Source organism: Streptomyces sp. NPDC006655, assembly GCF_040703965.1.
GTDB lineage: Bacteria > Actinomycetota > Actinomycetes > Streptomycetales > Streptomycetaceae > Streptomyces.
The window spans coordinates 1-9514 of sequence record NZ_JBEYJU010000171.1 but is presented as its reverse complement, the minus strand read 5'-3'; the positions used below and the strand labels follow the sequence as shown (position 1 = coordinate 9514).

8 protein-coding genes are annotated in these 9514 nt (G+C 72.6%); 4 read left to right on the top strand and 4 right to left on the bottom strand.

Annotated elements, in window-relative coordinates; genetic code table 11:
* A partial coding sequence (locus AB0958_RS43075) for a formyltetrahydrofolate deformylase (RefSeq protein ID WP_366895951.1) occupies positions 1-742 on the bottom strand: 742 nt, incomplete at its 3' end.
* A gap of 95 nt (positions 743-837) precedes the next feature.
* On the bottom strand, positions 838-1338 hold the full coding sequence (locus tag AB0958_RS43070; protein ID WP_132891631.1) for a hypothetical protein: 501 nt from the start codon (positions 1336-1338) through the stop codon (positions 838-840).
* Between the two features lie 117 nt (positions 1339-1455).
* Here AB0958_RS43070 and AB0958_RS43065 point away from each other — a divergent pair, with 117 nt between their 5' ends.
* Positions 1456-2760, top strand: a complete 1305-nt coding sequence (locus tag AB0958_RS43065; protein ID WP_366895950.1) for an ABC transporter substrate-binding protein — start codon at positions 1456-1458, stop codon at positions 2758-2760.
* A 12-nt stretch (positions 2761-2772) separates the two neighbouring features.
* Here AB0958_RS43065 and AB0958_RS43060 read toward each other — a convergent pair whose 3' ends face one another.
* Positions 2773-4362 carry a hypothetical protein gene (locus AB0958_RS43060; RefSeq protein ID WP_366895949.1) on the bottom strand — a complete coding sequence of 530 codons (1590 nt, stop codon included), beginning with the start codon at positions 4360-4362 and terminating at the stop codon, positions 2773-2775.
* A gap of 201 nt (positions 4363-4563) precedes the next feature.
* The gene (locus AB0958_RS43055; protein WP_366895948.1) at positions 4564-5949 is read right to left on the bottom strand and encodes a transcriptional regulator; all 1386 of its coding nucleotides are present in this window, start codon (positions 5947-5949) and stop codon (positions 4564-4566) included.
* A 274-nt stretch (positions 5950-6223) separates the two neighbouring features.
* Between AB0958_RS43055 and AB0958_RS43050 the strand changes: the two genes are divergently transcribed.
* From AB0958_RS43050 to AB0958_RS43040, 3 genes are all read left to right on the top strand, one after another.
* Positions 6224-6892 (top strand): bifunctional DNA primase/polymerase, encoded by a 669-nt coding sequence (locus AB0958_RS43050; RefSeq protein ID WP_366895947.1) that lies wholly within the window; start codon positions 6224-6226, stop codon positions 6890-6892.
* 166 nt (positions 6893-7058) lie between these two features.
* A complete protein-coding gene (locus tag AB0958_RS43045; protein ID WP_366895946.1) occupies positions 7059-7829 on the top strand; it encodes an ABC transporter ATP-binding protein in 771 nt (256 codons plus the stop codon).
* Positions 7826-9424: a transporter gene (locus AB0958_RS43040; protein ID WP_366895945.1), complete on the top strand. Its 1599-nt coding sequence runs from the start codon at positions 7826-7828 to the stop codon at positions 9422-9424. The genes AB0958_RS43045 and AB0958_RS43040 overlap by 4 nt, the downstream gene beginning before the upstream one ends.
* The last annotated feature ends 90 nt before the right edge of the window (positions 9425-9514 follow it).

Below are 9514 nucleotides of genomic sequence, written 5' to 3'. Positions count from 1 at the left end.
GAACTCGGCGTCTCCAAGCCCGCGGCCGGCGCCTTCCTGGCGGCCTGCGCGGCGCTGGCCGGGTCGAAGTCGAGGATGCCGTCGTGGCCGCGGTGGCGAGCGGCGCGGTCGCCTTGAAGCTCGGCAGGAACGAGTGGTGGATGTTGATGATCCGGCCGCTCAGCTGCTTGCACAGGTCGTCCGAGAGGACCTGCATGTAACGGGCCAGCACGACCAGCTCGACGTCCTGCTCACGGACCAGGTCGAGCAGCCGCGCCTCGGCGTCGCCCTTGGTCTCCTTCGTCACCGGGATGTGGTGGAAGGGGACGTGGTAGGACTCCACCAGTTCCTGGAAGTCCGTGTGGTTGGACACCACCGCGGCGATGTCGACCGGCAGCGCGCCGGTCCGGGCGCGGAAGAGCAGGTCGTTCAGGCAGTGCCCGAACTTGCTGACCATGAGGACGACGCGCATCCGCTCGTCGGCCCGGTTGATCTGCCACTCCATGTGGAAGGAGTCGCCGATCGCCGCGAAGCTCGCCCGCAGCTTGTCGACCGTCACCGGTGCCTCGGCCGAGAAGTGCACGCGCATGAAGAACAGACCGGTGTCGTGGTCCCCGAACTGCTGGCTGTCCTCGATGTTGCAGCCGGTCATGAACAGGTAGCTCGACACGGCGTGCACGATGCCCTGCTTGTCGGGGCAGGAGAGGGTGAGGACGTACTGGTCGGCCGGGGCGGCCTGGGCTCGGGTGGGCTGATCGGTCATGCACCACAGAATCTCATGCCCCGCCGCACCCGACACCGGGTGTCCGCCACGCGGACCGCCGGGTCCGCCCCCGGGACACCGGCCGCCGCCTGGGCCTACGCCGCCCGCGTCATGATCCGCAGCACTTCGAGGCTCCGCGGCGGTGCGTCCGGGTCGTCGCCGTCGCTCGCCGCGAGGCGCAGGTGCGCGTCCCGGGCCGCCCGGACCGCGTCCGGCCATCCCTGGTGGTCGAGGTAGGCGGAGACCGGCGCGTCCGGCCCCACCTGGTGCATGATCCGCAGCACCCGCAGCACGGCGGTGTCGACGAGCGCCGCCTCCTGCGAGTCCCTGAATATGGTCCCGACGTATTTCTCGGCGGACCAGTTGTCCAGCCAGGTGTCCTCGACCAGCCGGTAGACCGCGTCGGTCACATCGCCGTACCCGTCCTGGCCGGCCAGCCAGACGTTCCGCTGGAAGTCCGGGTCGGAGAGCATGTGCAGCGCGGAACGCACATTGCTGCGCCAGCGCCACCACGGCATGTCATTGAGTGGCATGTCGCCCATGGTGGAGGAGCGACGGCCGCGACGGGAAGAGTTCTCCGAACCTTGCACGGTCATCGATCGTACGTTCCTCGTCACAAGCCCTTCACCCACCCCCTTAATTCACCTGTAGGTCACCCTTCGTTGCCCGATGGTCACTCCCGGGTTCTCGATGTGGGGGAATCGTGCGTGAACATGACCGGCAGTCGGCACAAGCGCAGCACCTTTCCTCCTTCGACCCACCGGCCCCGCAGAGCCACCGTCCTGTCCGCGGTGGCCATGGCGGCCTGTGCGTCGCTCGCCGCCGGTTGCGGGACCGTCCCCGGGTTCGCCGGCCCGGCGGACGACGCGATCAAGGTGATGACCTGGGCGCCGCAGGAGACCGGCGCCACCAACAAACCCGGTATGCCCGCCATGGCGTCGGCCGTCGTGCGCTGGCTCAACTCCCAGGGCGGCGTCGGCGGCCACCAGCTCAAGCTGCTCACCTGCAACGACCACAACACCAGCGTGGGCGCCGCGAACTGCGCCCAGCGCGCGGTCGACGAGAACGTGGTCGCGGTGGTCGGCTCCTACAGCCAGTTCGGCGACTCCTACTTCCCCCCGCTGGAAGGCGCGGCCATCCCCTACATAGGCGGCTACGGGGCCTCGAACGAGGAGTTCACCAGCCCTGTCTCCTACCCCGTCAACGGCGGGCAGCTCACCCTGCTGGCCGGGCTCGGGGAGGCGCTGGCCGCGTCCTGCGGTCCGGTCACCCTGGTCCGCCCCGACAGCATCGCCGGCGACCAGCTGCCCCAGCTGCTCGACTCGGGCCTGCGGGCGGGCGGCCACGGCAAGGCGATCGACCAGCTCGCGGCCGAGGACCTCACCGCGTACGACGAGCAGTCGAAGCAGGCGCTGGAGAGCGCGTCCTCGGAAGCGGCGAAGACGGGCTGTGTGGTGCCCGAGCTCGGGGGCCGCACGGCCACCTTCATGGACAGCTTCCAGCGCGCCCGCCAGGACTACCCGAAGGTGAGGACGGCCGCCGAGATCGGCAGCGTCGACCAGACGGTCGTCAACTCCACCGGCGGGGCGTCCGGCCCGTACGAGGGGTCGTACATCACCGGCTGGTACCCGGTCGCCTCGGACCCGCACTGGGACGAGATGAAGAAGGTCATCAGCAAGGAGGCCTTCGGCGACAACCGGATCGACCCGGCCGACGCCGGGGTGCAGACCACCTGGATCGCCTTCAAGGTGCTCGCCGCCGCCCTGGCGAAGGCCGGCGGCGGCGAGGTGACCGCCGACAGCGTGCGCCGCGCCCTCAACAACGGCCTGAAGGTGTCCACCGGCGGCCTCACCCCGACCCTGACCTGGCCCTACCAGGGGAAGCTGGCCGCCGCCGGCTTCTCCCGGCTGGCCAACGCCGACGTCAACGTCCAGACGGTCAGGGGCGGCCTGCTGCAGTCGGCCAACCGGACCGCCCTCGACATGACGCGGATCCTGGAGAACGCCGACCTCAGCTGACCGGCCCCCGGGTCACAGCTGGGTCGGCTGCCGCTGGGTCAGCCCGTACTTGCTCGCGATGGTGTTCCACAGCGCGGCCGCCTTCGCCTTCTGGGAGCTGGCGGTGCCGCTCTCGCGGTTGCCGGCCGCGGCCTGGCCGGTGCCGCGGGCCTGGCCCTTGTGGCAGCCGTGCTTGCCGCCCACCTGGTCGGCCCAGGCCGCGTAGTGGTTGTCGGCGTTCGCTGAGGCCTGCCAGGCCTTGGTGAGCGAGGCGGTCAGCTCCGCGTTGTTCGCCAGCTTGTCGACGGACAGCTTCGACAGCCGGGTGATCAGCTCGGTGCGCTGCCTGGCCGCGTCGCGCAGGTCGGAGGCGGAGCCGTCGAGGTTCTGGCACTGCTTCACACTGGCGACGGCGCTGATCACGCTGGCCCGGCTGCTGCCGCTGTCCGCGAGCAGCTTGTCCAGGGCGACGGCCTGCGCCTTCGCGGGGTCGGCCGCGGTCCCCGAGGAGTCCGCACCGGCCGACGAGGACGCCGCGACCGTCTTGTCGCCGCCGGCCGAACCGCCGCCGCCCCCGCTGAGCAGGGCACCGGCGCCGACCCCGAGGACCACGATGCCGACCCCGATCCCCGCGATCAGGGGCACCTTCGACCGGCTCCGGCCACCCCGGCCGCCGCCGTCACCGGCGTCGTCGTAGCGGTCGTACGACGGCGGGGGCTGGGGCGGGGCGTAACCGGGCTGGGGCTGCTGCTGGAAACGGGGCAGCTGGGCGGTGGACGCGGCGGGGGGCTCGCCGCCCGGCCCGCTGCGGAAGAGGTTGTCGAACTCGGCGGGCGGCTGACGGTCGGCGCCCTGCGCGCCCTGGGGGCCACCGGCCGGGTAGGGCGCGATGAACTGCGTGGCATCGGCGTCGGAGTGCGCCGCGGGTGCGCTCCGGCCGAGGAAGGCGGTCCGCTCGTGCGGGTTCTCCGGCGGCAGCGCGCCGGGGCCGACCGGCGGGATCAGCTGGGTGGCTCCCTCGGGGCCCGCCGCCACCGGCGGTAGGTACTGCGTGGCGCCCTCGTCCGCCGGCGCGGCCGGCACCGGGGGTATGAACTGGGTCGCGCCCTCGTCCGCCGGCGCGGCCGGCACCGGCGGTATGTACTGGGTCGCGCCCTCGTCGGCGGGCGGCAGCGGGGCGCCGTAGGGGGCCTGGCCCGCGGCCGGGGGCAGCGGGGCGCCGCCGTAGGACGGCTGCTGCTGGGGGTGTGCGCCGTAGCCGCCGTACGACTGCTCGTAGCCGCCGTACGGCGCCCCCTCCGGCGGGAGCGGGCCGGCGCCCGAGGTGGGGGCGGCCTGGGACCGGTCGTCCCAGGCGGGCGGGCGGCCCGGGGTGTTCCACTCCTGGCCCGCCGCCTGCGGCCAGTCCTGCTGGGGCCGGGGCGCGCCCTGGTGGTGGCCGGGCCCCCACGGCTGCCCCCACTCCTGGCCCTCGGTGGGCGCGGCGGCCGGCGCCGGGGGCGCGGCGGGCGGCTGGACCGGGCGGGCGGAACCGCCCGTCATGCCCGGCAGCAAGGGCTCGCCGCCGTCGGAGGGCAGCACGATGCCTTCGCGCGCGGGCTCGCCCTGTCCACTCTGCGTCACCGGGACTCCTACTAATGGGGGACCTTGTGAATCGTCGGCTCACGCTACCGGGTCCCCTCCACCAGGTGCCACGCAGCCAAAGGCGCGATCTTGTTCCCAGTGACAGGAGTGACGAAACCGCCCCGCGCCGCGCTGTATATGCCGTCTCTTGAGCGGCAACGTGTGGTTTCCCACACGTTCACGCGGGCGCGGGGCATGAATTCATGCGGCCGCCTGCAGATCCAGGCGGGCGCCGAACTCCCTTACCACCGGTTCGTCCCGGAACGGCTCCAGTCGCTGCTGGAAGTCCTCCAGGTATTCGGCGCCCCGGTTGGACCGGACCGTCTCCAGCAGTTCGACCGCCTTCGTCCCGGTCGCACAGGCCTGCTCGATCTCGCGCTGCTGCACCTGCGCTGTGGCGAGGAGCACATAGCCGATGGCGCGGCGCCGCGCCCGGGTCGGCGGGTGCCCGTCCAGCGACTGCCGGGCGCACCGCGCCGCCGCCTCGGCCTGTCCGAGGTCACGGTGGCAGTGCGCCAACTCGTCGGCCAGGTAGGCCTCGTCGAAGTGCGCGATCCACGCCGGGTCGTCACCGGAGGACGGATCGGCCGCCTCCAACGCGGACACCGCCCGCCCGGACGCCAGCTGCGCGGCCCGCGCGTCGCCGAGCAGCGCGTGCCCGCGGGCCTCGGCCGCGTGGAACATCGCCTCCGCGCGCGGGGTCACCCGACCGCGCGCCCCTTCCTGCGCCGCCCGCGCCAACTGGGCGATCTCCCGGGGGTTTCCGAGCTGCGCGGCGAGGTGGCTCATGGAGGCGGCGAGCACATAGCCGCCGTAGCCACGGTCCCCGGCGGCCTGCGCGAGCCGCAGCGACTGGATGTAGTACCGCTGGGCGAGACCCGGTTGGCCGGTGTCCACGGCCATGTACCCGGCCAGTTCGGTGAGCCGGGCCACCGCGGCGAACAACTCCCGCCCGACCGGCTCCCGGTAGGAGCCGGCCAGCAGCCCGGACACGACGCTGTTGAGGTAGTGCACGACGACCGGGCGCACGTGCCCGCTGCCGAACTGGTGGTCCAGGTCGGTCAGCGCCTGCGTCATCGCCTGCACGGCCGCGACGTCTGACTGCCCGACCCGCGGTCCCGCCTGCCGCGCCACCTGCGCGTCCGGTGCCGAGATCAGCCAGTCCCGGCTCGGCTCCACCAGCGCGGACGCGGCCACCGAGGAACCGGACAGGAAGTCCCGGCGCCCGACGTCACTGCGCCACAGCTCGCAGACCTGCTCGATGGCCCCCAGCACGGTCGGCGAGAACTGGAGACCGACGCCCGACGCGAGGTTCTTGCCGTTGGCCATGCCGATCTCGTCGATCGTGACCGTACGGCCCAGCTTGCGGCCCAGCGCCTCGGCGATGATCGCGGGCGCCCGGCCCCGCGGCTGCTGGCCGCGCAGCCAGCGCGCCACGGACGTCTTGTCGTACCGCAGGTCGAGCCCGTGCTCGGCGCCGCACATGTTGACCCGGCGGGCGAGCCCGGCGTTCGAGCACCCCGCCTCCTGGATGAGCGCCTGCAACCGTTCGTTCGGCTGCCGCGCGACAAGCGGCCTTGCGGCCATGGCGTACCCCCTGCGAACTCCCTGTAGGGAAAAGATCCGGCCTTTGCGATCACTGCCCAGCGGACATACCGAAAATGCGGGACATGCGAGGATTGCCGGGTAAACGCGGCGGAACTGCGGGGACGACCGCCGCCCACCCCCCACAGGTGACTACCCGCTCACGCCCCGGTTCCTCCTGCGCGCCCCCACACATGCATCCATGCGCCCCGATTGCGGAAAAGATGCTCCTCCCCCGCGCGCGTAACGCCCGTAACTCCAGGTGGATGCGGGAGTTGTGTTGAGCGTGGAAGAGACGATCGTCGGCACCGAAGCCGCTCAGATTCCGAAGCAGCGGGGGGAATCGCTGCTGGAGACCGCCGTACGCTACGCCGAGGAGCGTCACTGGGACGTCTTCCCCGGCACCTGGCTGGAAGCGGCCGAGGGGGTGCAGCGCTGCTCCTGCGGGGCGGTCGCGTGCGCGGCGCCCGGCGCGCACGCGGCGCGTCCGGACTGGGCGACGCAGGCGACCGGTAGTGCGACGGTCGCGCGCCGGATGTGGCAGAAGCAGCCGACGGCGTCGATCCTGCTGCCCACGGGGCGTACCTTCGACGCGCTGTCCGTGCCGGAGACGGCCGGGTTCCTGGCGCTGGCGCGCATGGAGCGGATGGAGCTGACGCTGGGGCCGGTGACGTTGACCCCTGATCGCCGGATGCAGTTCTTCGTACTGCCCGGGGCGTCGGTGAAGTTGCCGGAGCTGGTGCGGAAGCTGGGCTGGTCGCCGGCGTCGCTGGACCTCACGGCGCTCGGGGAGGGCACGTATGTCCCCGCCCCGCCGACGCGGTACGGGTCGCGGGGGGCGGTGCAGTGGGCCTGTCGGCCGACTGCGGCGAACCGGTGGCTGCCGGACGTGGAGGAGTTGATCTCGGCGCTGGCTTATGCGTGCGGGCGGGAGAGGGATCGGTAGCGCCCAGTGGGGTGCCGGGTGCTGTGATCGTGCGGCTGCGGGTGCGTCGTGGTTGCTCGCGCAGTTCCTCCCCCAGCCTTCGGCCGGGGGCACCCCCAGCGCCCCTGACGGGGCGCGCTGCACAGCCGCCTCCTCAAAAGCTCGCTGGTGCCCATAGGGTTGGCGTATGAGCGATGCCGTGCGGGTTCGTGGGCTCTGGAAGCGGTTCGGGCAGCAGGTCGCCGTCGGCGGGATCGACCTGTCGCTGCCCGCCGGTAAGTTCGTCGGGCTCGTCGGGCCCAACGGTGCCGGGAAGACCACCACCCTCTCCATGGTGACCGGGCTGCTCCGGCCGGACCAGGGCAGCGTCGAGGTGGTCGGGCACGACGTCTGGCGGGACCCGGTCGCCGTGAAGGCCCGCATCGGCGTCCTCCCCGAGGGCCTGCGGCTCTTCGAGCGGCTCTCCGGACGCGAACTGCTCGGCTACTCGGGACGGTTGCGCGGCCTGCCCGGCGCCGAGGTCGACAAGCGGGCCACCCAGCTCCTGGACGTGCTCGACCTCGCCGGGGCCCAGCACAAACTCGTCGTCGACTACTCGACCGGCATGCGCAAGAAGATCGGTCTCGCGGCCGCCCTCCTGCACAACCCCGAAGTGCTCTTCCTGGACGAGCCGTTCGAGGGCGTGGACCCGGTGTCCGCGCAGATCATCCGAGGCGTGCTGGAGCGCTACACCGGCTCCGGGGCGACCGTCGTCTTCTCCTCCCACGTCATGGAACTCGTCGAGTCGCTGTGCGACTGGGTCGCGGTGCTGGCGGCGGGCCGGATCCGCGCGACGGGAACGCTCGCCGAGGTGCGCGGGGAACACCCCACGCTTCAGGCCGCGTTCCTCGAACTCGTCGGCGCGAACGGCCGGGACACCGCCTCGGACCTGGACTGGCTGGGCGGCGGGACCCGATGACGGACATGACCTCCACCGTCGTACGGCTGAAGCTGTCGCTGCTGCGGAACGGACTGCGGCAGTCCGGCGGCCGGCGGGCCGCGTTCGTCGCGTCGGCGGTCGTCGCGCTGCTGTTCGCGGTGGTGCAACTGCTGGGGCTGGTCATGCTGCGCGGGCAGCCGCACGTGGACGCGGTCGCCGTGCTGGGCGCCGTCGTACTGGCACTCGGCTGGGCGTTCATGCCGCTGTTCTTCCCGAGCGGCGACGAGACCCTGGACCCGACCCGCCTGGTGATGCTGCCGCTGCGGCCCCGCCCGCTGGTCCGGGCCCTGCTCGCCGCCTCCCTGGTCGGCATCGGACCGCTGTTCACGCTGGTGCTGCTGGTGGGCTGCGCGGTGTCGGTGGCGCACGGGGCGGCCGGATACGGCGTCGCGGTCGTCGGCGTCGCCCTCACGCTGCTGGTCTGCGTGGCGCTCGCACGGGTGATCGCCGCCGCCAACGTACGGCTGCTCAGCAGCCGCAAGGGACGGGACCTGGCCGTACTGAGCGGCCTCGTCATCGCGATCGGGGCGCAGCTGGTCAACTTCGCGGCCCGGAGCCTGGGTGCGGCCGGGCTCGGGGAGCTCGCGCCGGTGTCCGACGTGGTGCGGTGGCTGCCGCCCGCGTCGGCGATCGGGGCCGTGCACTCGGCGAGCGAGGGGGCGTACGGCACGGCGGTGCTGCAACTCGCCCTGTCCGCCGCCGCGCTGGCGCTGCTCATCGGGGTGTGGGCGCGGACCCTGACCCGGCTGATGACCGCACCCGACGGTTCCACGCTCCAGGCCCCCGACCGGGCGGCGGACTCCAGGGGCCGCACCTCAGCGGGCGGCGGCCTGGGCGCCCTGCTCCCGGCCGGACGCACCGGCACCGTCATGGCGCGCAGCCTGCGCTACGTCTGGCGCGACCCGAAGACCAAGGCGGCCTGGGTGACCTCGCTGGCCATCGGTCTGATCGTGCCCGTCTTCAACGCCGTGCAGGGCACCGGGTCGATCTACTTCGCGTGCTTCGCGGCCGGGATGCTCGGGATCCAGATGTACAACCAGTTCGGGCAGGACACCTCCGCGTTCTGGATGGTGGCGCTGACCATCTCGTCCGCCCGCGACGCCTACGCCGAGCTGCGCGGCCGGGCCCTGGCCCTGCTGCTGATCACCCTGCCGTACGCGACGCTGGTGACCGTCCTGACCACGGCGGTACTGGGCGACTGGGGCCGGCTGCCCGAAGTGCTCGGCCTCTCCTTCGCCCTGCTCGGCGCGATGCTGGCCACCGGCGCCTGGACCTCGGCCCGCTTCCCGTACTCCATCCCGCAGGAGGGCCACCGCAACGTCGCCGCGGGCCAGACCGGCCTGGCCTGGATCGCGATCTTCGGCGGCATGGTCTCGGCGGCCCTGCTCTGCGCCCCCGTCATCGCCCTGACCATCACGCTGAACGTGACCGCCGGGGGCGACGCCTGGACCTGGCTCCTGCTACCGGTGGGCGCGGCCTACGGGACGACGATCACCTGGGGCGGGCTGCGCCTGGCAGCACCGCGCACGGCGGCCCACCTCCCGGAGATCCTGACAGCTGTCAGCAAGGGCTAGGGCCCTTCTGATGGATCTCCGTGGAAGAAGGAGCGGCGTTCGGTGCGTGCGATCGGCGTGCGGGGTGGCGGGTCATGTGGCGGAGCCACC